Annotated in this window: 20 protein-coding genes; 4 read left to right on the top strand and 16 right to left on the bottom strand. The window is 71.3% G+C overall.

Annotation, left to right across the window (positions count from 1 at the left end):
• Positions 1-320 precede the first annotated feature (320 nt).
• From pheT to infC, 7 genes are all read right to left on the bottom strand, one after another.
• A complete protein-coding gene (gene pheT, locus AB0I66_RS29190; protein WP_363210923.1) occupies positions 321-2,831 on the bottom strand; it encodes a phenylalanine--tRNA ligase subunit beta in 2,511 nt (836 codons plus the stop codon).
• Positions 2,831-3,961: a phenylalanine--tRNA ligase subunit alpha gene (gene pheS / locus AB0I66_RS29185; protein WP_363210922.1), complete on the bottom strand. Its 1,131-nt coding sequence runs from the start codon at positions 3,959-3,961 to the stop codon at positions 2,831-2,833. The genes pheT and pheS overlap by 1 nt, the downstream gene beginning before the upstream one ends.
• A 148-nt stretch (positions 3,962-4,109) precedes the next feature.
• Positions 4,110-5,252: an ATP-binding protein gene (locus AB0I66_RS29180; RefSeq protein ID WP_363210921.1), complete on the bottom strand. Its 1,143-nt coding sequence runs from the start codon at positions 5,250-5,252 to the stop codon at positions 4,110-4,112.
• Positions 5,253-5,307: 55 nt separating this feature from the next.
• A complete protein-coding gene (locus AB0I66_RS29175; RefSeq protein ID WP_363210920.1) occupies positions 5,308-6,153 on the bottom strand; it encodes an RNA methyltransferase in 846 nt (281 codons plus the stop codon).
• 170 nt (positions 6,154-6,323) lie between these two features.
• Positions 6,324-6,707 carry a 50S ribosomal protein L20 gene (gene rplT, locus AB0I66_RS29170; protein WP_003970214.1) on the bottom strand — a complete coding sequence of 128 codons (384 nt, stop codon included), beginning with the start codon at positions 6,705-6,707 and terminating at the stop codon, positions 6,324-6,326.
• A gap of 94 nt (positions 6,708-6,801) precedes the next feature.
• A complete protein-coding gene (gene rpmI, locus AB0I66_RS29165) occupies positions 6,802-6,996 on the bottom strand; it encodes a 50S ribosomal protein L35 (protein ID WP_135330421.1) in 195 nt (64 codons plus the stop codon).
• 105 nt (positions 6,997-7,101) lie between these two features.
• Positions 7,102-7,788 carry a translation initiation factor IF-3 gene (gene infC, locus AB0I66_RS29160; protein ID WP_363211150.1) on the bottom strand — a complete coding sequence of 229 codons (687 nt, stop codon included), beginning with the start codon at positions 7,786-7,788 and terminating at the stop codon, positions 7,102-7,104.
• 400 nt (positions 7,789-8,188) lie between these two features.
• Here infC and AB0I66_RS29155 point away from each other — a divergent pair, with 400 nt between their 5' ends.
• Positions 8,189-8,572, top strand: a complete 384-nt coding sequence (locus AB0I66_RS29155; protein ID WP_363210919.1) for a DUF1844 domain-containing protein — start codon at positions 8,189-8,191, stop codon at positions 8,570-8,572.
• Between the two features lie 22 nt (positions 8,573-8,594).
• On the opposite strand, the gene AB0I66_RS29150 is transcribed toward AB0I66_RS29155, so the two are convergent.
• From AB0I66_RS29150 to AB0I66_RS29140, 3 genes are read right to left on the bottom strand one after another with little or no spacing between them, the layout of a single operon-like run.
• Positions 8,595-9,326: an SseB family protein gene (locus AB0I66_RS29150; RefSeq protein WP_363210918.1), complete on the bottom strand. Its 732-nt coding sequence runs from the start codon at positions 9,324-9,326 to the stop codon at positions 8,595-8,597.
• A gap of 10 nt (positions 9,327-9,336) precedes the next feature.
• Positions 9,337-10,527: a type VII secretion-associated serine protease mycosin gene (gene mycP, locus AB0I66_RS29145; protein WP_363210917.1), complete on the bottom strand. Its 1,191-nt coding sequence runs from the start codon at positions 10,525-10,527 to the stop codon at positions 9,337-9,339.
• Positions 10,524-12,626 carry a hypothetical protein gene (locus AB0I66_RS29140; RefSeq protein ID WP_363210916.1) on the bottom strand — a complete coding sequence of 701 codons (2,103 nt, stop codon included), beginning with the start codon at positions 12,624-12,626 and terminating at the stop codon, positions 10,524-10,526. Before AB0I66_RS29140 ends, mycP begins: the two co-directional genes overlap by 4 nt.
• 138 nt (positions 12,627-12,764) lie before the next feature.
• On the opposite strand from AB0I66_RS29140, the gene AB0I66_RS29135 reads away from it, so the two are divergent.
• Positions 12,765-13,967 carry an amino acid deaminase/aldolase gene (locus tag AB0I66_RS29135; RefSeq protein WP_363210915.1) on the top strand — a complete coding sequence of 401 codons (1,203 nt, stop codon included), beginning with the start codon at positions 12,765-12,767 and terminating at the stop codon, positions 13,965-13,967.
• Positions 13,968-13,986: 19 nt separating this feature from the next.
• Here AB0I66_RS29135 and AB0I66_RS29130 read toward each other — a convergent pair whose 3' ends face one another.
• The 6 genes from AB0I66_RS29130 to AB0I66_RS29105 all read right to left on the bottom strand — a co-directional run bounded on the left by AB0I66_RS29130 (position 13,987) and on the right by AB0I66_RS29105 (position 21,242).
• A complete protein-coding gene (locus AB0I66_RS29130) occupies positions 13,987-14,955 on the bottom strand; it encodes a DUF2510 domain-containing protein (RefSeq protein ID WP_363210914.1) in 969 nt (322 codons plus the stop codon).
• Positions 14,956-14,983: 28 nt separating this feature from the next.
• Positions 14,984-16,288 (bottom strand): haloacid dehalogenase-like hydrolase, encoded by a 1,305-nt coding sequence (locus AB0I66_RS29125; RefSeq protein ID WP_363210913.1) that lies wholly within the window; start codon positions 16,286-16,288, stop codon positions 14,984-14,986.
• Positions 16,289-16,322: 34 nt separating this feature from the next.
• Positions 16,323-17,615, bottom strand: coding sequence for a haloacid dehalogenase-like hydrolase (locus AB0I66_RS29120; RefSeq protein ID WP_363210912.1), 1,293 nt, complete (start codon positions 17,613-17,615; stop codon positions 16,323-16,325).
• Positions 17,616-17,693: 78 nt separating this feature from the next.
• A complete protein-coding gene (locus AB0I66_RS29115) occupies positions 17,694-18,473 on the bottom strand; it encodes a 3-oxoacyl-ACP reductase (RefSeq protein WP_363210911.1) in 780 nt (259 codons plus the stop codon).
• Positions 18,474-18,478: 5 nt separating this feature from the next.
• Positions 18,479-19,864, bottom strand: a complete 1,386-nt coding sequence (locus AB0I66_RS29110) for an aldehyde dehydrogenase family protein (protein ID WP_363210910.1) — start codon at positions 19,862-19,864, stop codon at positions 18,479-18,481.
• A 7-nt stretch (positions 19,865-19,871) separates the two neighbouring features.
• Positions 19,872-21,242, bottom strand: a complete 1,371-nt coding sequence (locus AB0I66_RS29105) for a glutamine synthetase family protein (RefSeq protein ID WP_363210909.1) — start codon at positions 21,240-21,242, stop codon at positions 19,872-19,874.
• An 86-nt stretch (positions 21,243-21,328) separates the two neighbouring features.
• On the opposite strand from AB0I66_RS29105, the gene AB0I66_RS29100 reads away from it, so the two are divergent.
• A complete protein-coding gene (locus tag AB0I66_RS29100; RefSeq protein WP_363211149.1) occupies positions 21,329-22,090 on the top strand; it encodes an FCD domain-containing protein in 762 nt (253 codons plus the stop codon).
• A gap of 141 nt (positions 22,091-22,231) precedes the next feature.
• Positions 22,232-23,677 (top strand): ethanolamine permease, encoded by a 1,446-nt coding sequence (gene eat, locus AB0I66_RS29095; protein WP_363210908.1) that lies wholly within the window; start codon positions 22,232-22,234, stop codon positions 23,675-23,677.
• Positions 23,678-23,707 lie beyond the last annotated feature (30 nt).

Here is a 23,707-nt window from a genome sequence, read left to right as displayed (position 1 = left end):
TGGCGGATCCACCCGGGACGCCCTCGTCCCGGCCCGCGCCCGGAGCCTGGCCCGGTTCCTCGCCCGGCACAACGCCCGGCGAGGATCTCCAGCCCTGATACGGATCATGCCGACGGCCCCCCTACGGCCCTGTTCAGCGTGCGGACCGCGCAGGCCGTACAGATCGAGGCCCTGCGGCCGCACCGATTCTGTCGACCGCATGAGCCGATCGGACCAGGGAGGGCTAACTAGTCACTCAAACGAGTGAAGGGCGCACCCGGAGACCCGGATACGCCCTTCTTTGCGCCTCTTGTGCGCCTGGCGGCGACTACTGGCGGTGACTACGCTCCGCGCAGCACCGCGCCGGTCCGCTCGGTCGCCAGGGCGACGGCCGCGTCCCGGGCCGCGGAAGCCTCGTCGACGGTCAGCGTGCGGTCGGCCGCGCGGAAACGCAGCGCGTACGCCAGGGACTTCTTGCCCTCGCCGATCTGCTCGCCCTCGAAGACGTCGAACAGCCGGATGGACTCCAGGAGTTCACCCGCGCCCTCGCGCAGCACCTTCTCCACGTCGGCGGCGGGCACGCCCCCGTCGACGACGAGCGCGACATCCTGCGTGGCGACCGGGAAGGTGGAGATCTTCGGGCCCTGCGGGACGCCGGTGCTCGCCTCCTCCAGACGGTCCAGGTCCAGCTCCATCGCGCAGGTGCGCGCGGGCAGCGAGAGCGCCTTGACGACACGCGGGTGCAGCTCGCCCGCGTGCCCGATGACCTGCTCCGCCCCGTCGATCACGACGGCGAGCTCGGCGCACCGGCCCGGGTGCCACGGGCCGTACTGGCCCTGGCGCACGAGCAGTTCGGTGCCCGACTCGGCGGCCAGGGCGCGGGCGGCCTGGATCGCGTCGGCCCACTCGGACGGCCGGCCGTTGCCCCACCAGCCGGCCTGCTCACGGGCGCCCGCGAGCACGACGGCGGCGTGCCGCGGCTGCACGGGGAGCGCCTCGGTCAGGGAGGCGATCTCCTCGTCCGTGGGTCGGCGGTCGACGGGCAGCCGGACCGCGACGCGGGCTTCGTCACGAGGCTGGAAGACCAGTCCCGTCTCGAAGAGCGCCAGGTCGTGGCTGCCGCGGCCTTCGTTGCGGCGAAGCGCGCCGAGCAGACCCGGAAGGAGCGTCGTACGAAGAGCGGGCTCCTCGTCGGAGAGCGGGTTGACCAGTTTGACGACCCGGCGCTTGGGGTCGCCGGGCTCCAGGCCCAGCTGGTCGAAGACCTGCTCGCCGATGAAGGGGTAGTTCGGCGCCTCGACGAAGCCGCTGCCGGCGAGGGCGCGTCCGACGCGGCGGTGCAGGCGCTGCCGGCCGGTCAGGCCGCGGCCCGCGGGGGGCTTGGGCAGCGTGGAGGGGAGGTTCTCGTACCCCTCCAGGCGGATGACCTCTTCGGCGAGGTCGTTCGGCTCGGCGAGGTCGGGGCGCCAGGACGGCACGGTGACGGTCAGGGCGTCCTGGCCGTACACGTCACAGCCGACCTCCTGGAGGCGGCGCACGACGGTCTCGCGGCCGTACTCCACGCCGGCGACCTTGTCCGGGTGATCGGCGGGCATGGCGATCGTGTGCGGCGCTGAGGGCGCGATGACCTCGGTGACACCGGCCTCGGCGGTGCCGCCCGCGAGCAGCACGAGGAGATCCACCGTGCGCTGCGCGGCGGCGGACGCGGCCTGCGGGTCGACGCCGCGCTCGAAGCGCTTGGCCGCCTCGGAGGGCAGCTTGTGGCGCCGGGCCGTGCGGGCGATGGAGATGGCGTCGAAGTGCGCGGCCTCGATGACGACGTCGGTGGTCCCGGCCGTCTCTTCGTGGTCCGCGATCTCGGTGTTGGCGCCGCCCATGACGCCCGCGAGGCCGATGGGGCCGCGGTCGTCGGTGATGACCAGGTCCTCGGCGTCGAGGACGCGCTTGGCGCCGTCGAGCGTCGTGAACTTCTCGCCCTGCTCGGCACGGCGCACGCCGATGGTGCCCTCGATGCGGGAGCGGTCGTAGGCGTGCAGGGGCTGGCCGAGCTCCAGCATCACGTAGTTGGTGATGTCGACGGCGAGCGAGATCGGGCGCATGCCCGCCTTCTGCAGGCGGCGCTGCAGCCAGATCGGCGACCGGGCCTCGGGCTTCAGGCCCGTGACCGTGCGCGCGGTGAAACGGTCGCAGCCGCGCGGGTCGGAGATCTTGACGGGGTAGCCGGCGGCGTTCGGCGCGGGCACGTCCAGGAGCGCCGGGTCGCGCAGCGGCAGGCCGTACGCGATGGCGGCCTCGCGGGCGACGCCGCGCATCGAGAGCGCGTACCCGCGGTCGGGCGTGACGGCGATGTCCAGGACCTCGTCGACCAGCTCGAGCAGCTTGATCGCGTCGGTGCCGGCCTCGTGCTCGGGCGGCAGGACGATGATGCCGCCGCTGCCGTCGTCACCCATGCCCAGCTCGTCGCCGGAGCAGATCATGCCGTGCGACGTCTTGCCGTACGTCTTGCGCGCGGCGATCTTGAAGTCGCCGGGCAGGACGGCGCCGGGCAGCACGACGACGACCTTGTCGCCGACCGCGAAGTTGCGCGCGCCGCAGACGATCTCCTGCGGCTCACCCGTGCCGTTGGCCTGGCCGACGTCGACCGTGCAGAAACGGATGGGCTTCTTGAAGCCTTCGAGCTCCTCGATGGTGAGGACCTTGCCGACGACCAGCGGGCCGGTCAGGCCGGCGCCGGTCTGCTCGACGGTCTCGACCTCGAGGCCGACCTCGATCAGCTTGGCCTGTACGTCACGGCCGGTCTCGGAGGCGGGGAGATCGACGTACTCCCGCAGCCAGGAAAGCGGGACCCGCATCAGATCTCCATCCCGAAGGGCCGGGTGAACCGGACGTCACCCTCGACCATGTCTCGCATGTCTTCGACGTTGTGGCGGAACATCAGCATCCGTTCGATGCCGAACCCGAAGGCGAATCCGCTGTACTTCTTGGGGTCGACGCCGCAGGCGGTGAGCACCTTCGGGTTGACCATGCCGCAGCCGCCCAGCTCGATCCAGCCCTCGCTGCCGCAGGTGCGGCAGGGGCGGTCCGGGTTGCCCACGGACTCGCCGCGGCAGACGTAGCAGACCATGTCCATCTCGGCGGACGGCTCGGTGAACGGGAAGTAGTTCGGGCGCAGGCGGGTCTTCATGTCCGCGCCGAAGAGCGACTGGACCATGTGGTCCAGGGTGCCCTTGAGGTCGGCCATGGTCAGGCCCTCGTCCACGGCGAGCAGCTCGATCTGGTGGAAGACCGGGGTGTGCGTCGCGTCCAGCTCGTCCGTGCGGTACACGCGGCCGGGGCAGACGATGTAGACGGGTGGCTCACGGCGTTCGAGCAGGGCGCGGGCCTGCACGGGCGAGGTGTGCGTGCGCAGCACGACGCCGGACTCGTCCCCGTCAGTGCCCTTGGGTCCCTGGACGAAGAAGGTGTCCTGCATCTGCCGGGCCGGGTGGTCCGGGGTGAAGTTCAGGGCGTCGAAGTTGAACCACTCCGCCTCGACCTCGGGGCCCTCCGCGATCTCGTAGCCCATCGCGACGAAGACGTCGGCGACACGCTCCATGAACGTGGTCAGCGGGTGCCTGGCACCGGCCGGGACCCGGTCGTACGGCAGCGTGACGTCCACTGCCTCCTCGACGAGCACCCGGGCGTCACGCTCGGCCTCCAGCTCGGTCTGGCGGGCGGCGAGCGCCTTGCTGACCGCGCCGCGCGCCATGCCGACGCGCTTGCCGGCCTCGGCCTTGGCCTGCGGGGGCAGCGCGCCGATCTCGCGGTTGGCGAGGGCCAGCGGCGAGGTGCCGCCGGTGTGCGCGACCTTGGCCTCCTGGAGCTTTTCGAGGTCGCCGGCGGCGGCGAAGGCGGCGAGCGCCTCGTCCCGCATGCGCTCGATCTCTTCAGGTTTCAGTGCCTCGACCTCAACAGGGTCGTACGACTTGTTCGGTGCCGACATCTCTTCCCGTGCTTCCGGTTGGCTGGTGATGGTCCCCGTCTACGACTCGGAGACGAATCGTCCACAGATCAGGGACGCAAACGTGCCAAGGATCGAGTCTAACGGGGGTGACGCGGGTGAATGAGCCCGCGGGCGGTGCTCGGGCGGATCAGAGGAGATACGCCGGAGTGCCCACGGGCAACGTAAATCGGAACTGGGCGCCGCCGCCGGGCGCACGGCCGACGGTGATCGTCCCGCCGTGCGCTTCCACGATGCCCTTCACGATGTACAAGCCCAGTCCCGTCCCGCCGCGCTTGCTGCCCCGCCAGAAGCGGGTGAAGACGCGGCCCATCGATTCCTCCGGAATGCCGGTCCCCTCGTCGCTCACGGTCACGGCCGTCTCGGCCCCGCCCCGCTCACGCGGGGACGATGAGGGTGCCACGTCGATGGTGACGGTTCCTTCGCCGTGCCGCACTGCATTTTCCAGCAGGTTGCTGAGCACCTGGTCGATCTTGTCCGGGTCGGCCCAGAGATCGGGCATCGGCTGCTCGATCCGGACCAGGAAGCGGTCCGCGTCCTGGCCGGAGGCGACATGGGCCTGGATGTGGCGGCCGACGGCGGCGCCGATGTCGACGGGCTGACGGCGTAGTTCGAGGCGGCCGGAGTCGATGCGGGAGATGTCGAGAAGCTCGGCGATGAGCCGCGTGACGCGGTCGGCGTCGGCGTCCACCGTCTCCAGCATCAGCTTCTTCTGGTCGTCGGTGAAGCGCTCCCACTTGGCGAGCAGCGTCGCGGTGAAGCCCTTCACGGAGGTGAGGGGCGAGCGGAGCTCGTGGGCGACGGTGGCGATCAGCTCGGCGTGGCTGCGCTCGGTGCGGCGGCGGGCCTCGGTGTCGCGGATGGCGACGACGACGCGGCGGACGGGGCCGGTGGGCGCGGTGCGCACATAGCGAGCGGAGACGAGGACCTCACGCCCGCCGGGGAGCAGCAGATTGCGCTCGGGCTGGGCGAAGCGGGTGGCGAGGCCGCCGTAGGGATCGGTCAGCTGCCACCAGCGGCGGCCTTCGAGGTCCTCTAACGGAAGAGCTCGTTCCAGTGGCGCGCCCAGTGCCTCGTCGGCGTCCACCGCGGTGATCCGCACGGCCGCGGCGTTGAAGCAGATGACGTGGCCCGTCTCGTCCGCGACCACGAGGCCGTCGGGCAGGTCGTCCGGGTCGACACCGAGGCCGCCGAGGTCACCGAGGGCGCCATGGTCCGCGCGAGAGGACAGGATGTCCTGTACTCCCGGTGATCTGCTCGTGCCGATGCTCATTCCCCGTACCCCACCTCTCGGACCGGCGCAGGAGGCCTCCGAGCCCGTCACCCTACTAGCTGGGAGTGACGGAACGGCACCCTCCAGCCGCACGCTGTGCACGGGCGGACGCATAGAGGCACACGGCCGCGGCCGTCGCGAGGTTGAGGCTTTCGGCTCTGCCGTGGATCGGAACGCGCACCACGGCGTCGGCGAGTGCGCGGGTCTCCTCCGGGAGCCCCCAGGCCTCGTTGCCGAAGACCCAGGCGGAGGGCGTGCCCATGGTGCCCTTGTCGAGCTCGTCGTCGAGGTCGTCCTGGCCCGCTCCGTCGGCGGCGAGGATGCGTACGCCCGCGTCCTTCAGCCCCTGCACGGCCCGCTCGACGGGTACGCCGACGGCGACGGGCAGATGGAACAGCGAACCGACCGACGCGCGCACGCACTTGGGGTTGTAGAGATCCACGGAGGCGTCCGTCAGGACGACGGCGTCGGCCCCCGCCGCGTCGGCGCACCGCAGTACGGTGCCGGCGTTCCCGGGGTCACGGACGTGCGCGAGGACGGCGACCAGCTTGGGCCTGGCGGCCAGAATGCCGTCGAAAGAGGTGTCCAGGAACCGGCAGACACCGACGAGCCCCTGCGGCGTCACCGTCGTGGAGATGTCGGCGATGACGTCCTCGTCGGCCAGGTGCACCCGGGCGCCCGCGGCACGGGCCTCCCCCACGATGTCGGCGTACCGCTCGGCGGCCTCGACGGTGGCGAACAGCTCGACGAGCGTGTCCGGATGCGCGGCCCCTTCCCGCACGGCCTGCGGCCCCTCGGCGAGAAACAGCTGCTCCTTCCCCCGGAAGTTCCGCTTGGCGAGCCGCCGGGCGGCGCTGACGCGGGGTGACTTGGGGGAGATCAACTCGGGGCTGGCGGGCATCAAGTCACCTTCGTGGAACGAGAACGGATCGGGGCGCGCGCGGGGCCCCGTCAGGGGCGCGGGGAACTGCGCGACAAGCCCCCACGGCCCGCGGTCGGCGGACAGCGGACGCAATCGGACCCGCAAGCCACAGGCTTGCGGGTCCGGTCACGTACAGCTCAACGCAAGGTTCAGGCGGCCTTGGGTGCGTTGACGTCCGAAGGCAGAGCCTTCTGGGCAACCTCGACGAGCGCCGCGAAGGCGTTCGCGTCGTTGACGGCGAGCTCCGCGAGGATCTTGCGGTCCACCTCGATGTTGGCGGCCTTCAGACCCTGGATGAGGCGGTTGTACGTCATGCCGTTCTGGCGGGCAGCGGCGTTGATGCGCTGGATCCACAGCTGACGGAAGTCGCCCTTGCGCTTCTTGCGGTCGTTGTAGTTGTAGACCAGGGAGTGGGTGACCTGCTCCTTGGCCTTGCGGTACAGGCGCGAACGCTGGCCGCGGTAGCCGCTGGCCGCTTCGAGGATCGCCCGACGCTTCTTGTGGGCGTTGACTGCCCGCTTGACGCGTGCCACTTGTTAACTCCTTGTAGCGGGGCCGTGGTTGGACTCACACGACCCGGTATCGATTGGGTCCCGGTCAGAGTTCAGGCGCGGTGTGCGCCCGAACTCACTTGCCGAGAAGCTTCTTGATCTTCTTGGCGTCGCCCGGGGCCATCTCGGCGTTGCCGGAGAGGCGACGCGTCAGACGGGACGACTTGTGCTCGAGCAGGTGGCGCTTGCCGGCGCGCTCGCGGAGCACCTTGCCGGAGCCGGTGATCTTGAAGCGCTTGCTGGCACCGCTGTGCGTCTTGTTCTTCGGCATAGCGCCGTTCTCTCCTCGTCAGTGGCACTCGGATGCCCGGTCGTGAAACCGGGCATCCGGGAACCGTATGTGTCAGTTGGCGATCCCCGGACTCGCGTCCTGGGATCAGGCCTCGGCGGGAGCCTCGGCAGGGGCCTCGGCAGGAGCTTCGGCGGCAGCCTCGGCAGGAGCCGCTGCGGGCTCCTCGCCCTCGGCGGAGTTCTGCGAGCGACCCGGGTTGGCCTTCGCGTCCGCCTTGCGGACCGCCTGGGCCTCGCGAGCCTCGGCCATGGCTTCGGTCTTCTTCTTGTGCGGACCGAGGACCATGATCATGTTTCGGCCGTCCTGCTTCGGGTTCGACTCGATGAACCCGAGGTCTTCGACGTCGTTCGCGAGACGCTGCAGCAGTCGGTAGCCGAGTTCCGGCCTGGACTGCTCGCGACCACGGAACATGATCGTGATCTTGACCTTGTCGCCCTGCTTGAGGAACCGGACGACGTGACCCTTCTTGGTGTCATAGTCGTGCGGGTCGATCTTCGGCCGGAGCTTCATCTCCTTGATGACCGTGTGCGCCTGGTTCTTGCGCGCCTCACGGGCCTTCATGGCCGACTCGTACTTGAACTTCCCGTAGTCCATGAGCTTGCACACGGGCGGACGGGCGGTCGCCGCCACCTCGACCAGGTCGAGGTCGTACTCCTGTGCGAGCTCAAGGGCCTTGGCAAGCGGAACAATCCCGACCTGCTCGCCGCTGGGACCGACAAGTCGCACCTCGGGAACGCGAATCCGGTCGTTGATGCGGGGCTCGGCGCTGATGGATCCTCCTCGGTAGCACCACGCGGCGGTCTGGCGGACAGCCGCGTTACGTCTGTTATAAGGACCAACCGAGTGAGTACATAAAAAATGCCCCAACCGATCACAGGAAGGGGCTCCATTACTACCGGAGCACCTCCGCGATGATCGCGGGGCGCATCTCGGGCCTGCCGTAGTCTCGGGGACTGCGGCCGCCTGACCGGTGACCCGCCACTCTGAGAGCGGCAAGGTGGGAAGCGGAGCCTCCACTTGTGGGCCGGGTCTCTGCGTGGCACGCGAGTGTCCGGCCGGTCGTTACACAAGGTTAGCAGCTCCGCGGGGGTGGGGCTAACCAACGGCGCCCACGGGCTGCCGCGGCCTCCCGCGGACCGCTCCGCACGGGGCTCCGCTTATCGTGTGGGGCATGAGCGACGCGACCCCCACCCCCGAGTCCGCGGCCCCCGGGCCCGACTCCCCCGACTTCGACACCCTGACCCGTGACATCGCGGACGTCCCCGCGGTCGAGGTGATCACCACGGTCGCCGTCCACCTGATGAGCGCGGCGGCCGTGAACCTCGGTCTCGCCGAGGGCGGCGAGGGCCACAAGGACCTCGACGAGGCCCGCAAGCTGATCCACTCCCTCGCCGGCCTGATGGACGCGAGCGCCACGGAGATCTCCTCGTTCCACGCGGCCCCGCTGCGCGACGGCCTGAAGTCGCTGCAGCTGGCCTTCCGCGAGGCGTCCGAGGTTCCGGACGAGCCGGGTCAGGGCCCGGGCGAGAAGTACACGGGCCCGGTCTTCGGCTGAGCGGTCACGTGGGACACGTGCGTCACGGACGTACGTAGAAGGGCTCGCCCGGTGGCGTCGCCTCGGCCGGCAGCAGTGCCAGGTCGAGGCCGCTGACCAGGCGGGCCCTCAGTGTTTCGTCGGCCGCGATGTGCCGGGCGACGCGCTGGGCGGCCTCGGCGGGGTCCGCCGCCGGGTCGAGGACGAGCGCGAGGGTGCCGTCCGCGGTGCCCGCCCCGAGGTAGGCGCGCAGGACGGCGGGCTCGGCGGCGACGGACGCGCGCACGGCGGCCGTGACGGCGGGGTCGGAGAGCGGGTCCGGGGTGTGGCGGCCCTCGGAGAGGGCGATCAGGGCGGGCCGGTTGATCTCGTAGGCGACGGGTCCCGCGAGGTCGAGCACGATCGTGTCGGCCTGCTCGTGCGCGGCGGCCTGGAGCGCCTGGTGCAGGGGGACGGCGACGGGCCTGGCCGCCGGGTCCCACAGGGCGAGGGCCTCGGTCGACGTGAACGCGGGCAGGGCCTTGCGGTCGCCCGCCTTGAGGGTGGGCACCGCCATGTCGCTGGACTTCTCGCGGCGCAGGCCGTCCTCGTCCTCCTCGACCTCGCCCAGCACGGCGACCACGGGGACGAGCAGCCGGGCGCCGGTGAGCGCCTCCAGGACGGGGCCGTGTGCCGTGCGGTCCTCCGCCCACGCGGTCAGCGCCGCGGTGAGCCGGGGATCGGCGGAGCCGTCGTCGTCGGAGAAGCCGGGGTCGGGGATGTTCTTGTTCGCCACGGTCACGAGCCTATCGACCGTCGGCCCGGCCCTGTCGGGCGGTGCCGGGGCGGGCTCCCCTGCGGCCACGCCACAGATACACGGCCGCGCCGAGCAGGAGGACACCGAAGCCGCCCGCGACCGGCCCCACCCAGCCTGCGGGTCCTTCGTCGGCCCGGTCCGTGTCCGGGCCGGGGCCGAAGTACTTCTTTCCGTACGTCGCCGACTTCAGACCCTCGGGCTGCTTCTTGCCGCCCTGGGCGATCGCTGCCGCCGGGTCGATGAAGCCGAAGCCGCGTGAGTCGTCGCGGCCACCGCTCGGCACGTCGCGGGCGGTGTCCCTCAGAAGCTGCTTGATCTGGGCCGGGGTCAGACCGGGGTGGGCGGCGCGGATGAGGGCCACGGCGCCGGAGACGAACGCCGAGGCGGCGCTGGTGCCCCAGCCCTCGTAGTACTCCCGGTCCGGGTCGGCGATGACGATGTCCTTGCCGGGGGCGCTGACCGTGGCGTACCAGCGGCGGGTGGAGAAGGAGGCGCGCTCGCCGCTCTCGTCCACGGCGGTGGCGGCGATGACGCCGGGGTAGGCCGCGGGGTACGAGATGTGGTCGCCGCGCTCGCCGCCGTTGCCCGCCGACGCTACGACGACGATGCCCTTCTTCAGGGCGTACTGGACGGCGGCGTCCTCGGCGGGCTCCGGGTGCGCGGACTTGGAGTCGTCGCCCAGGGAGAGGTTGATGACGTCGGCGCCGTGATCGGTGGCCCAGCGGATGCCGTCGGCGAGGGCGTTGCCCCGGGTGTTGCGGGCCTTCGAGCGGTCCGGGTCCCCGTCCTCCAGGATCACGCGGATCGGCAGGATCCTGGCCTCCGGCGCGATGCCGACCACGCCGTCCTCGCGGCCCGCGCCGTGTCCGTGGCCCGCGATGATGCCGGCCATGGCGGTGCCGTGCCGGGCCCAGGGGCGGTCGCCCTTCTTCGCCCCGAAGCCGACCATGTCCTTTCCTTCGAGGACGCTGCCGGCCAGGTCGGGGTGTGCGCCGTCTATGCCGGTGTCCAGGACCGCGACGGTGATGCCCTTGCCCTTGGTCGTCTGCCAGGCCTGGCTGGTGTGCATGGCGTCGAGGGCCCACTGCTGCGCTCGTATGCCGTCGTCGGCGTGGGCGGTGGCGGGCAGCAGGGCGAGCGAGGCGGCGAGGGCGGCGACGAGCGGCCGGCGGATTCTCATGAGGACTTCTCCGTGGCCGCGACGGTCTTGCGCAGGCGCCGCTCCACGCGGTCGGCGATGCCCTGCGCCTCGTGCCCGAGGCCCGCCTGGGCGGGGGCGGAGGTGGCTGAGGTCTTCATGGCCTCTTCGGCGGGCTCGGGTTCGGTGAGCGTGCGGCCGTCGGCGAAGCCGGAGACGGAGAAGGCGACTACGGGGGCGTCCGGGAGCACGGAGACGGTCCAGGAGGCGCGTTGGGCGTCGCCGAAGTCCGCGGCCGGGGTGCCCTTGGCGGCGTACGGCCGTGGCATCAGGTCGGGGCGCCTGTCGAGGCCTTCCTCCGTGAAGCGGGTGCGCAGCGAGCGCATCGCGTCGGCGTCGGCCTTGGTGAACAGCAGGCCCACGGTGGTGACATGGCTGCGGGTGGCGTCCGTGTACGTGGCGCGCAGCAGCCGCAGGCAGCCCGCGGGGGCCAGGGCCTTGCGCAGGAGCGGGTCGAAGGCGCTCTTGCAGTGCGAGTCGGGGGCCACGGCGACGCGGGTCCAGGTGCGGTCGGCTCCGCCGGGGCCGGCGCCCTCTCCCTTGATGGTGGCCGGGAAGAGCTGGTCGACGGGCACGCTGTGCCAGAGCTCGCCCGCGGCGGCGTACGTGGTGCGCGTGGTGGCCGTTCCTTCGGAGCCGCCGGTCAGCCAACTCCCGGTCGCCGCGCCGCCGATGAGGCCGAGGCCGAGCACGACACAGGCAGCGGCGGCGGTCACGCGGGGCTGGGCCCAGGTGCGGACGGGACGCAGCCGCGTGGTGCTGTCGTCGTACATCGCGGGCCGCGCGAACGACACGAAGGGCCGCCCTGCTCCGGGCCCTGGCGTCAGGTCGACAGCACCGACCGCGCGACGGGCGGCGGCCGTTCGGGGGGAGGGAGTGGGTGGGGGCGCGGATATGGGTCCGGAGGCGGCGGGATCAGCGGGGTCGGCCACGGATTGCCCGGATATGCCCGCCGCCGTCGCGCCCGGAGGCGCCACCGCAGGCATCGGCGGACGAAGCCGATACTCCGCGGAATGCCGCTCCTCGTGTGTGTCCGGGGCGGCAGGGGGTGGCGGGGGCTTGGCAAGGTCCGGGGCAAGGTCGGCGGCGTGCGGGGGCGCCCCGGTCGTAGCCGACAGCGGCGGAACGTCGGGGAGCGAACGGAGCCGGTACTCCTCCGTGTCCGGGGCGCCGATGTGCGGCGGGGCGGCAGGGGGCGGCGGAGGTTGGGCAGTGTCGGTGGCGTGCGGGGGTGCCCCGGTCGTCGCCGACGGCGGCGGTGCGTCGGGGAGCGAGCGGAGCCGGTACTCCTCCGTGTCCGGGCCGCCGACGTGCGGTGGGGCGGCAGGGGGCGGCGGAGGTTGGGCAGTGTCGGTGGCGTGCGGGGGCGCCCCGGTCGTAGCCGACGGCGGCGGTACGTCGGGGAGCGAACGGAGCCGGTACTCCGCGGAATGCCGCTCCTCCTCCGTGTCCGGGGCGCCGATGTGCGGCAGGGGCTCGGCGGAGTCCGGGGCAGGGTCGGTGGCGTGCGCGGGCGGCCCAGGTGTCGCGGACGGCGGCGGTGCGTCGGGGAGCGGACTGAGCCGGTACTCCTCCGTGTCCGGGCCACCGACGTGCGGTGGGGCGGCAGGGGGTCGTGGGGGCTGGGTGGGGGCCGGGGCAGAGTCGGCGGTACGCGCCGGTGTCGTCGCTGACGGCGGCGGTGCGTCGGGGAAGCGGGCCGACGCGGGCGGCGGAGGTGGAGAGTGCTGTGTCTCCGCCTCGTCGGCGCCTCGCCGCAACTCGTCAGCGGCGTCGTGCGTTCCGTACAGAATGCCTGGTTCGTCCGTCTCTCCCGCGGAGGGCCGTGCCTCGTCCGGTGGCGGCGACGGCCGTGGCAGTCGTACCCGGTCGAAGGGCGCGAGCAGGTCTCCGAGGAGGGAGTCCTGGTCGTCGTCGGAGTCGGAGTCGGAGTCGGACGGCTCAGGGTCCGCCGGGGGCGGACTCTGGTCGGGGAAGCGGGACGAAGGAGCGGGCGGCGGCATCGACGAGGGCGGGCCCGGCGGCGGGGGCGGAGTCGTGGGACGTGGCGGGACTGGGGCCCGTCGCGCTTCCGTGCTCATGCACCCCCCGTTTCCTCGCTCTTCTGCGCGTAACTCTAAGGGCAGATTCCGGTCGTGCGGGAACCAGTCCGCGGCCCCGGGCGATCTGCCCGGATCATCCCCCTACCCTCGGGTAATCCCGTCTGGCAGGCTTCGGCCATGACCTCCCGTGCAGCAGACCGGGCCCGCTACGACCGGGCCACCGCACACCTCGACGCCCCCGTCGCGATCGTCGATCTGGAGGCATTCGACGCCAATGCCGACGACCTCGTGCGCCGGGCCGGCGGCAAGCCGATCCGGGTCGCGAGCAAGTCCGTGCGCTGCCGGGCGCTGCTCGAACGCGTCCTGGCCCGCGACGGCTTCGCAGGGCTCATGTCCTACACGCTCGCCGAGTCCCTGTGGCTCGCGCGGTCGGGGTTCGAGGACGTCCTGCTCGCCTACCCCTCGGCCGACCGCGCCGCCTTCGCCGAACTCGCCGCCGACCCGAAGCTCGCGTCCTCGGTGACCGTGATGATCGACGACCCCGCGCAGCTGCGGCTCATCGACGAGGCCAGGGACGGCGGTCGCGAAGAGGTGCGGGTCTGCCTGGAGTTGGACACCGCCTACAAGACCCTCGGAGGGCGGGTGCGGATCGGTGCGCTGCGCTCGCCGCTGCACTCCCCCGCCCAAGTCGCCGCGCTGGCCCGCGCCGTGGTCCGTCGGCCGGGCTTCAGGCTCGTGGGCGTGATGGCGTACGAGGGGCATGTGGCGGGGGTCGGTGACGCGATCGCCGGCCGTCCCGCGCGCTCGCGGGCGATCCGGCTGATGCAGGCCGCCGCCCGCAAGGAGCTTGCCGCGCGCCGGGCGGAGACCATTCGCGCGGTGCGGGCGGTCGCGCCGGACCTGGAGTTCGTCAACGGCGGTGGCACGGGCAGTGTGCAGCACACCGCGGCCGAGCGGGCGGTGACCGAGATCGCGGCGGGGTCGGGCCTCTACGTGCCGCGGCTCTTCGACAACTACACGTCGTTCAGCGGGCGTCCGGCCGCGCTCTTCGCCCAGCCCGTCGTGCGCCGCCCCGGCGTGGGCACCGTGACCGTGCTCGGCGGCGGCTACCCCGCCTCGGGTGCGGCGGGCGCCGACCGCTCCCCGGTGCCGTACCTCCCGGAGGGCCTGCGCTACGACCCGCAGGAAGGCGCCGGCGAGGTGCAGACCCCGCTGCTCGGAGCGCCCGCCGACGATCTGCGACTCGGCGACAAGGTGTGGTTCCGGCACGCCAAGGCCGGGGAGATGTGCGAGCGGTTCGACGCACTGCAGTTGGTCGAGGGTGACCGCGTGACGGCGACGGTCCCGACGTACCGCGGGGAAGGCCACACGTTCCTGTAGCGGGAGGGGCCGGGGCCCGTCAGGGTGTCGCGCCCACGCTGTTGCCCACGCCGCCGCCCGTCTCCGAGTCGCCGACCGCCCTGATTCCCTTGGTGATCTCGTCCATGTCGGAGAGGGGCGGCGCCTCGGTCCCGGCGTCGATGGCGAAGCGGACGATCACCATCGCCTCGGATCCGACGCTGGAGGGGAAGGCGAGCGACTGGACGTATCCGCCGGAGCCCTTCTCCGTGTGGACGCGCCAGCGCACGAGGTAGCCGGAGCGGCCCGCGACCGCCACGGTCCCCTCCTTGACCTTCTGGTGCCGGACGATCCCGCCGAAGGGCTCCATGCCGACCTTGTCCTCGTCGTACGCCCGGTCGGCCGCGTCCTTGACGTCCCTCAGCGCGAGGACCTTGGGCGAGCGTTCGTCGGTCGCCGTCGACGTGCGCGAGTACACCGTGCCGTGGCGGCAGAGGCTGCCCTCGCCCGGGCAGTCGTAGATGTCCGGGGTGCGGACGGTCGGGTCGCCGCCGACCGTGCTGTCGGCCTTCTCCCAGCCGTCGGGGACGGGGATCGTGATGCCGTTGAGCTGGTCGACGAGGGTGGAGGGATCGGGGTCCGGCGCCGAGGTGGTCGGCGAGGGCGAGGTCGGCGACGGCGGGTCCACCGGCTCCGACGCGCCCGGGACGGGGCCGTCCACCTGCGGGTCGCCGCCGTCGTCCTTGCCCAGGAGCACCACGCCGGTGACGATCGACGCGACGAGGACGACCCCCGCGGTGGTCAGCGCCACCACCTTGGCCCGGCCGCTTCCGGAGGTGGTTCCCGCGAGCGGCTGCACCTGGGTCTGCGGCTGCGGCGGGCCGAACCCCGGCTGCGCCTGGCCCGTCTGGGGCGTTTCGGGCGCGCGCCGGTGCTCGGTCCAGGCCGACCCGTCCCACCAGCGCTCGACGTGCTGCGTCGGGGGCGCCGACGGGTCGGTGTACCAGCCGGGAGGGGGCGACATGCTCATCCCGGCACTCTAGGACGTGCCGTGAAGATCAGAACACCGCGTCCGCCTGATCCGGCACCACCGAGCCGTCCTCGCGCAGGACCGGACCCTTGCCCCCGGCAGGCACGTTGTACGCGGCCGTCGAGCACGGGTAGAGGCCGGACTTCTGCTTCAGGGGCTCGATGAACATGGGGTTCACGACCCAGCGGCCGTCGGCGTTGTCGTACGCACGGCACATGAACTCGTCCTTGTTGCGGTTCAGGACGAGGTGGGCGCCCGTGGCGTCACCGACGAACGTCACGTCCGTGTCGGCGTCGCCGCCGCCCAGCGCGATGCGGTGGGACGGGTCCTGCTTGTCCCAGGCCGACTTGCCCTTGACGCCGAAGATCTCCTGGTTGATCCAGCAGCGCTTGCCGTCGATGTAGGGGATGGCCTCGCCCTTGTTCACCGGCACGTCACCGCAGCCCTGGTTCCAGGTGGTGATCCGGCCCTTGCGGTCCAGGACGGAGCGGATGGCGATGGTGTGCTCGCTGTCGATGCCGACGCCCCCCTTGCCGCCGGCCCACACCTCGGTCACCGGCTCGGAGCCCGCCGAGACGATGTAGACGTCGAACCCGGCCCGCTTGAGCGTGCGGATGAGGTCACGCTGCTGGTCGTAGTAGCGGGCGTAGCCGGGGATCTCGTGCGTTCCGACGGTCTGGGTGGCGCCCACGGGTGCGGCGAGCACCTGCTTGCGGGCCTTCGCGGCGTATGACTTGAGTTCGGGGACGGTGTGTCCGGCGAAGAGCTGGGGCACCCAGGCGTACTGGGGGACGGTGTGCCGGTGGTCCCACTCCCCCGCGAAGGCGGGGGCGCCGCTCATCGTCTTCCCGTCCTCGCGGACCTCGAAGATCTCGTCGGCGCAGTCGGTGTCCCTGGAGGTGGGCAGCGGCCTGCCGACCGGCACCTTGGTGCCGCAGGCCTTGGTGAGCGCGTTGTCGGCCTCGTCCGTCATCCACTTGCTGGTGGACTTCCAGGAGGCGGGACGCAGGATCTTGTCGTGGCGCAGCGACCAGGCGATCGTCGCGTCGGTGATGTCGTTCTTGACGACGGTGTTGTCCCAGTCGAAGGCGGCGACGGGACGCTTCTCGTCGTGGCCCCGGTGGGAGCCGCAGCGTCCGCGCTCGTCGATCATCTGCTGGAGCCGGTCGCGGTTGTCGCCGAACCAGGTCAACTTCTTGGACAGCTGCGGGCAATGGGCCTTCGCAGCAGGGGAGTTCGCGGGCGTGGCGGCGGCCGCGGGGAGCGACGCGGGCACGGCGGCCAGAGTGGCGGCCGTGGCCAACGTCAATGCCAAGGCATGTCTGTTGCGCATGCGCATGGACCGTACATCAATCTCCCGGGCCAGGTCAGGCCCCGTGCACCGTGTCTTTCTGGTCGGGGATGACGGACCCGTCGGCGCGCCGTACGGGGCCTTCCTTTCCGTTCCGTTCGGTGTAGCCGGTGCTCGCGCACGGGTACGGGTCGGCGAGCTTGCCCTTGGGTTCGATGAACATGGGGTTCACCAGCCAGCGGCCGTCGAAGTTGTCGTAGGCGCGGCACATCAGCTCGTTCTTGTTGCGGTTCAGGACGAGGCGCAGGGCCGTGGCGTCGCGCAGGAAGGAGATGTCGGTGTCGGAGTCCCCGGCCGCGAACACCTGTCGCCTGGAGGCCGGTTGGACCTCCTCGGCGGCCGCGCCCCGGACCCCGTAGATCTCCTGGTTGATCCAGCAGCGCTTGCCGTCGATGTACGTGATCATCGAGTCGTCGCCGTCCTTGACGGTGCCGCACCCTTTCAGATGGGCCGTCAGCTTCCCGTGCGCGGCGACGTTGCGGATGCCGATGGTGTGCCGGGCGTCGATGCCGACGCTCTTGGCCCACACCTCGGCGACCGGCTCGGGTGACGCGGAGACAACGTAGACGTCGAATCCGGCCTTCTTGAGCGTACGGATCAGGTCGCGCTGCTGGTCGTAGTAGCGGACCCAGCCGGTGAACTTACCCGTGCCGACGCGCTGTTCGGTGCCGACGGGCGCGGCGAGGTTCTCCTTGCGGGCCGCGGCGGCGAACCCCTTGACCTGCTGGGTGGACCAGCCGCGGGTGAGCTGGGCGAGCCAGGCGTACTGCGGTTCCATGCGCCGGCGGTCGAAGCCGGCGAAGGCCGCGTCGCCGCCGGTGGTGGTGCCCTCGCTGTAGACGGAGGCGATCTCGTCGGCGCAGTCCGTGTCGCGGCCGGTGGGGAGGGTGGTCCGCGTGGCCGGGCAGGCCGTGGCGAGGGCCTTGGCCGCCGGGTCGGTGAGATAGCGGCTGGTGGTGTGCCAGTCGGCGCCCTGTGGCGTACGTATCTTGCTGTTGCGCAGGAGCCAGAACATGGTGGCGTCGCCGACGTCGTTCTTGATGACCGTGTTGTCCCAGTCGAAGGTGGCGACGGGCTTGGCGGCGCCTCGGCCGTGGCGCTCGCCGCAGGTCCCGTAGGTGTCGATCACCTTCTGGATGCGCGCTCTGTTGTCGCCGTACCAGCCCTTGGAGACGGTGAGCGAGGGGCAGTCCTTCGCTTTGGCCCGCACCGGCTGGGTGGCTTCCGCGGTGGCCTGGACGGTGACGAGACCGGCTCCGGCGACGGCGATCACTGCTGCTGCCGCGGCGGCGCGGCGCTTGAAGTTCACGAACACACTCCCGTGTTTACGCAGGTCAGCCGGGCGTCGTGCGACGCCCGGCTGACGGGGTGGTTGCTGGAGGATGAACTACATGGGCGTGACGTACGCCCCGGCGATACCGCCGTCCACGAGGAAGTCGGTGGCGTTCACGAAGGAGGAGTCGTCGCTGGCGAGGAACGCCACGGCCGCGGCGAGCTCGTCGGCCTCGGCGAAGCGGCCCACCGGGATGTGGACGAGGCGGCGCGCGGCCCGCTCGGGGTCCTTGGCGAACAGCTCCTGGAGGAGCGGGGTGTTGACCGGGCCCGGGCAGAGCGCGTTGACGCGGATGCCTTCGCGGGCGAACTGCACGCCGAGCTCGCGGGACATGGCGAGGACACCGCCCTTGGATGCCGTGTACGAGATCTGCGACGTCGCCGCGCCCATCTTCGCCACGAAGGAGGCGGTGTTGATGATCGAGCCCTTGCCCTGGCGCCGCATGTAGGGGATGGCGGCCTTGCAGCACAGGTAGACGGAGGTGAGGTTGACCTCCTGGACGCGCTTCCAGGCCTCCAGGCCCGTGTCCAGGATGGAGTCGTCGTCGGGCGGCGAGATGCCCGCGTTGTTGAAGGCGATGTCGACCGAGCCATAGGTGTCGTACGCGGTCTTGAAGAGCGCCTCGACCTGCTCGGCGTCGGTCACGTCGACCTTGACGAAGGTCCCGTCGACCTCGTCGGCTGCGGCCTTGCCCGCGGTCTCGTCGATGTCACCGCAGACGACGTGTGCGCCCTCCGAGGCGAGACGGCGCGCGGTGGCGAGGCCGATGCCGCTGCCGGCGCCGGTGATGACGGCGGTGCGGCCGACGAGACGGCGGCAGATGTTCTCAGACATAGGGCTCAGGCCTCCGTGCTTTCCGTGCTTTCCGTACTGATGAAGACGTTCTTGGTTTCCGTGAAGGCGGCGAGCGCGTCCGGGCCGAGCTCACGGCCGAGCCCGGACTGCTTGTAACCCCCGAACGGGGTCCAATAGCGCACGCTGGAGTGCGAGTTGACGGACAGGTTCCCGGCCTGGACGGCTCCCGAGACCCGAAGCGCACGGCCCACGTCCCGCGTCCAGATGGACCCGGACAGGCCGTACTCGGTGGCGTTGGCGAGGCGGATCGCGTCGGCCTCGTCGTCGAAGGGGAGGACGACGGCGACCGGGCCGAAGACCTCGTCCGTCGCCACCGGCGAGGTGGGGGCGGCGTCGGTGACGAGCGTCGGCGGAAACCAGAAGCCGGGACCTTCGGGGGCCGTGCCGTGGATTCCGGTGCCGGCGGCGACGTACGAGCGCACGCGCTCCAGCTGGGACCTGGAGATCAGCGGGCCCATCTGGGTCTTCTCGTCGGACGGGTCGCCGACGACGATCGACTCGATCGCGGGCCGCACGATCTCCAGGAAGCGGTCGTAGACCGATCGCTGGACCAGGATGCGGGTACGGGCGCAGCAGTCCTGGCCGGAGTTGTCGAGGTACGACATGGGGGTGGCGAGGGCGGCGGCCTCCACGTCCGCGTCGGCGAAGACGATGTTCGGGCTCTTGCCGCCGAGTTCCAGCGTCACGCGCTTCACGCGGTCGGCGCACTTGGCCATGATCTGTTTGCCGACACCCGTGGAGCCGGTGAACACGATCTTGGCGACGCCGGGGTGTTCGACCAGGGCGTTGCCCGCGACGCCGCCGATTCCTGGCAGTACCTGGAAGAGGCCCTCGGGGAGGCCTGCCTCCAGGGCGAGTTCGGCGAGACGCAGCGCGGTGAGGGGGGTGGTCTCGGCGGGCTTGAGGATGACCGCGTTGCCCGCCGCGAGCGCCGGGGCGGTGCCCCAGGCCGCGATCGGCATGGGGAAGTTCCAGGGCGCGATGGCGCCGACGACGCCGAGGGGTTCGAGGATCGTGACGTTCAGGCCGCCCGGTACCGGGATCTGACGGCCGTTCAGCCGCTCGGCTCCCCCGGCCGCGAAGTCCAGGAGATCGCGGACGTTGCCTGCTTCCCAGCGTGCGTTGCCGATGAGGTGACCGGCTTCGCGGACCTCCAACAGGGCGAGTTCTTCCAGGTGTTCGTCGACCTTCGCCGCGAAACGGCGGAGCAGCCGGGCGCGGTCGGCGGGGGCTGCGGCGGCCCACTTGACCTGTGCGGATGTCGCACGCGCGACGGCGGCGTCGACGTCCTGCGGGGTGGCGGCGGGGACGGTCGCGACGACCTCTTCGGTCGCCGGATTCAATACCTCGAGGTGCTGTACGTCGAGCAAGGGTGCCTCACATGCGTTCGAAGGAGCGGCGGAGCTCCCAGTCGGTCACCGCGGAGTCGAAGGCGTCCAGCTCGACCCGGGCCATGTTGCTGTAGTGCGCGACCACCTCGTCGCCGAAGGCGGCCTTGGCGATGGCGCTGTTCTCCCAGAGCTCGGCGGCCTCGCGCAGGGTGGTGGGAACGTGCGCGTAGTCACCGGTGTAGGCGTTGCCCGTGCACTCCTCGGGCAGTTCCAGCTTCTGCTCTATGCCGTGCAGACCGGCGGCCACGAGTCCGGCGACCGCGAGGTGCGGGTTGACGTCACCGCCCGGGAGGCGGTTCTCGAAGCGCAGGGAACGGCCGTGGCCGACGACGCGAAGGGCGCAGGTGCGGTTGTCGTACCCCCAGGCGGCGGCGGTCGGCGCGAAGGAGCCGGGCCGGAACCGCTTGTACGAGTTGATGTTGGGCGCGTAGAGCAGGGAGAACTCGCGGAGCGCCGCGAGCTGCCCGGCCAGGAAGTGCCGCATGACGGGCGACATGCCGCCGGGATCGTCCGGGGAACCGGCCATGGCGTTGGCGCCGTCCGCGTCGGCGAGCGAGAGGTGGATGTGACAGGAGTTGCCCTCGGCCTCGTTGTACTTGGCCATGAAGGTGAGCGAGACACCTTCCTGGGACGCGATCTCCTTGGCGCCGGTCTTGTAGATGGCGTGCTGGTCGCAGGTGACGAGGGCGTCGTCGTAGCGGAACACGATCTCGTGCTGGCCCGGGTTGCACTCGCCCTTGGCCGACTCGACGACGAGCCCGGCGGCCGCCATCTCGTTGCGGATGCGGCGCAGGAGCGGCTCGATGCGGCCCGTGCCGAGCACCGAGTAGTCGATGTTGTACTGGTTCGCCGGAGTCAGGGCCTTGTAGCCCGCGTCCCAGGCCTGCTCGTAGGTGTCCTTGAAGACGATGAACTCGAGCTCGGTGCCGACGTTGGCGGTGTAGCCGAGCTCGGCGAGGCGGTCGAGCTGACGGCGCAGGATCTGGCGGGGCGCGGCCACGACGGGCGAGGAGTCGTTCCAGGCGAGGTCCGCGATCAGCATCGCGGTGCCCTCGTTCCAGGGGACGCGGCGCAGGGTGCTCAGGTCGGGGCGCATGGCGAAGTCGCCGTAGCCGCGGTCCCAGGAGGACATCGCGTACCCCTCGACGGTGTTCATCTCCGCGTCGACGGCCAGGAGGTAGTTGCAGCCCTCCGTGCCGTGCTCCAGGACGTCGTCGAGGAAGAAGCGGGCGGCGAACCGCTTGCCCTGGAGCCGCCCTTGCATATCGGGGAAGGCCAGGACGACAGTGTCGATCTCGCCGCTCGTGACGAGAGCACGCAGCTCCTCGATCCCTAGCGGTGGTGTGCGGTCTGCCACGGGAAAATCCTCCTTGGGTCAGCCGAGAGCCATAAGGTATTGCCGAGAACCATTAATTGGGAAGGGGGTACGGCCAGATGTCGCACATGGATGCCGACGTCGCCGGTGAGGCGGGTCCGGATGGCCCCGCCGCGACCGCCGACGACCGGCTCGCACCGATCCTGCGGCCCGTGCGGGCGGGCAACGGCTTCGAGGAGGCCCTGGAACAGATCCTCCAGGTCGTACGCCTCGGCCTGGTGCCCGGCGGCGAACGGCTGCCCTCCGAGCGGGAGTTGGCCGAACGCCTCGGCATCAGCAGGGTCACGCTGCGCGAGGTCCTCAAGGTGCTCCAGGACCAGGGTCTGGTCGAGTCGCGGCGGGGCAGGTACGGCGGCACGTTCGTGCGTCCGCGCCCGGAGGCGGCCGGCGAGGACGAGCTGCGGCGGCGCGTGGCGGATGTCGACGTCGAGGACGCGCTGCGGTTCCGCGAGGTCCTTGAGGTCGGCGCGGCCGGGCTCTGCGCGGCGCACGGCCTGAGCGGGGAGCAGCGGGAGCGGCTGCGCGCGGCGCTCGTACAGACGCACGAGGCACCCCTCTCCGAGTACCGCCGCCTGGACACGCTGCTGCACCTGACGCTCGCCGAGCTGTGCGGCTCCCCCTCACTCACCGCGCAGTACGCGGCGGTCCGCGCGACCGTCAACGACCTCCTTGACTGCATCCCGCTCCTGGTCCGGAATCTGGAGCATTCGCAGCGTCAGCACACCGCTCTGGTGGAGGCCGTGCTCGACGGGGACGCGGACGGGGCGCGGGAGATGATGCGCGAGCACTGCGCAGGTACGGCCGCCTTGCTGCGGGGCTTCCTGACATAAGGGGCGAGCTGCGGGGCGATTAACGGCGACGTAACGCAGGGGTCTTGCTTTCTCGCGGGTCGCACGGCAAAGGTATGCATCCGTTCCATTGAGTCACCCCGCCGTAGTGCCGCCGCCGCGCAGTCACATAGGAGCCGTGCCATGACCATGGAGTCCCCCAAGTCGAGTGCCGCCGAGCCGGCGGACGACTATCTGGAGCGCAGAGCGCTGCGCCGGGGCAGCGCGGGCTGGCTGCTGCTCACCGGCCTCGGTGTCGCGTACGTGGTGTCCGGCGACTACTCGGGCTGGAACTTCGGCCTGGCGGAGGGCGGATTCGGCGGCCTCGGGATCGCCATGGCGCTGATGGGCGTCATGTACGCGTGCATGGTGTTCTCGCTGGCGGAACTGTCGTCGGTCCTGCCGACGGCGGGCGGTGGCTACGGCTTCGCGCGCCGGGCGCTCGGCCCGCTGGGGGGTTTCCTCACCGGCACGGCGATCCTCATCGAGTACATCCTGGCGCCCGCCGCGATCTCCATCTTCATCGGCGACTACGTCGAGTCGCTCGGCCTCTTCGGACTCACCTCCGGCTGGCCGGTGTACCTGGCCTGCTTCGTGATCTTCATCGGCATCCATCTGTGGGGGGTCGGCGAGGCGCTGCGCTTCAGCTTCGTCGTTACGGGCATCGCGGTGGCGGCGCTGCTCGTCTTCGCGGTCGGCGCGTTCATGGACTTCGACGCGTCGACGCTGAACGACATCCCCGTGGAGGCCGACGCGTTCGGCTCCAACTCCTGGCTGCCGATGGGGTTGCTGGGCATCTGGGCGGCGTTCCCGTTCGGCATGTGGTTCTTCCTCGGGGTGGAAGGCGTCCCGTTGGCGGCAGAGGAGACGAAGGACCCGGCCCGCACCCTGCCGCGCGCGATCCGCTGGTCCATGGCCATCCTGATCGTGCTCGCGCTCCTCACGTTCTTCGCGTCGGCGGGGGCGCGCGGCGCGAACGCGATCCAGGAGGCGGGCAATCCGCTGGTGGAGGCGTTGCAGCCGGGCGGTGAGGCGACGGCGCTGAGCCGGATCGTGAACTACGCGGGCCTGGCGGGCCTGGTGGCGTCCTTCTTCTCCCTGATCTACGCGGGCTCGCGCCAGCTGTTCGCCCTGTCCAGGGCGGGCTACCTGCCGCGCTTCCTTTCCCTCACGAGCAGCCGCAAGGCTCCCTACCTGGGACTCCTGGTCCCCGGGGCGATCGGCTTCAGCCTGGCCGCGGCGACCGGGGACGGCGCGCGGATGCTGAACGTGGCGGTGTTCGGGGCAACCATCTCGTACGCCCTGATGTCGCTCTCGCACATCGTGCTGCGCCGCAGGGAGCCGCACCTGGAGCGGCCGTACCGCACGCCGGGCGGCATGCTGACGTCGTCGGTGGCGCTGGTCCTCGCCTGCTCGGCGCTGGTGGCGACCTTCCTGGTGGACGTGACGGCGGCGCTGATCGCGCTCGCGGTATACGTGGTGGCGATCGCGTACTTCGGCCTCTACAGCCGCAAGCATCTCGTGGCACGGGCGCCCGAGGAGGAGTTCGCGGCGCTGGCGGCCGCGGAGGCGGAACTGGAACGCGACTGAGCATGTCGCGGCTGAGCGTGAGGGAGACGA

The sequence above is a fragment of the Streptomyces sp. NPDC050439 genome (assembly GCF_040655335.1).
In the GTDB taxonomy this organism is placed as follows: Bacteria; Actinomycetota; Actinomycetes; order Streptomycetales; family Streptomycetaceae; genus Streptomyces.
The sequence above is the reverse complement of the archived record's forward strand: the minus strand, read 5'-3'. Positions and strand labels throughout refer to the sequence as shown.

What these genes read in the sequence shown, in the direction of transcription:
- AB0I66_RS29125 (WP_363210913.1), bottom strand. Translation starts at nt 16,288, where the DNA reads ATGCGCAACAGACATGCCTTGGCATTGACGTTGGCCACGGCCGCCACT.
- AB0I66_RS29155 (WP_363210919.1), top strand. Translation starts at nt 8,189, where the DNA reads ATGAGCGACGCGACCCCCACCCCCGAGTCCGCGGCCCCCGGGCCCGAC.
- pheS (WP_363210922.1), bottom strand. Translation starts at nt 3,961, where the DNA reads ATGTCGGCACCGAACAAGTCGTACGACCCTGTTGAGGTCGAGGCACTG.
- AB0I66_RS29140 (WP_363210916.1), bottom strand. Translation starts at nt 12,626, where the DNA reads ATGAGCACGGAAGCGCGACGGGCCCCAGTCCCGCCACGTCCCACGACT.
- AB0I66_RS29180 (WP_363210921.1), bottom strand. Translation starts at nt 5,252, where the DNA reads ATGAGCATCGGCACGAGCAGATCACCGGGAGTACAGGACATCCTGTCC.
- AB0I66_RS29115 (WP_363210911.1), bottom strand. Translation starts at nt 18,473, where the DNA reads ATGTCTGAGAACATCTGCCGCCGTCTCGTCGGCCGCACCGCCGTCATC.
- pheT (WP_363210923.1), bottom strand. Translation starts at nt 2,831, where the DNA reads ATGCGGGTCCCGCTTTCCTGGCTGCGGGAGTACGTCGATCTCCCCGCC.
- AB0I66_RS29175 (WP_363210920.1), bottom strand. Translation starts at nt 6,153, where the DNA reads ATGCCCGCCAGCCCCGAGTTGATCTCCCCCAAGTCACCCCGCGTCAGC.
- AB0I66_RS29100 (WP_363211149.1), top strand. Translation starts at nt 21,329, where the DNA reads ATGGATGCCGACGTCGCCGGTGAGGCGGGTCCGGATGGCCCCGCCGCG.
- AB0I66_RS29135 (WP_363210915.1), top strand. Translation starts at nt 12,765, where the DNA reads ATGACCTCCCGTGCAGCAGACCGGGCCCGCTACGACCGGGCCACCGCA.
- mycP (WP_363210917.1), bottom strand. Translation starts at nt 10,527, where the DNA reads ATGAGAATCCGCCGGCCGCTCGTCGCCGCCCTCGCCGCCTCGCTCGCC.
- AB0I66_RS29130 (WP_363210914.1), bottom strand. Translation starts at nt 14,955, where the DNA reads ATGAGCATGTCGCCCCCTCCCGGCTGGTACACCGACCCGTCGGCGCCC.
- rpmI (WP_135330421.1), bottom strand. Translation starts at nt 6,996, where the DNA reads ATGCCGAAGAACAAGACGCACAGCGGTGCCAGCAAGCGCTTCAAGATC.
- eat (WP_363210908.1), top strand. Translation starts at nt 22,232, where the DNA reads ATGACCATGGAGTCCCCCAAGTCGAGTGCCGCCGAGCCGGCGGACGAC.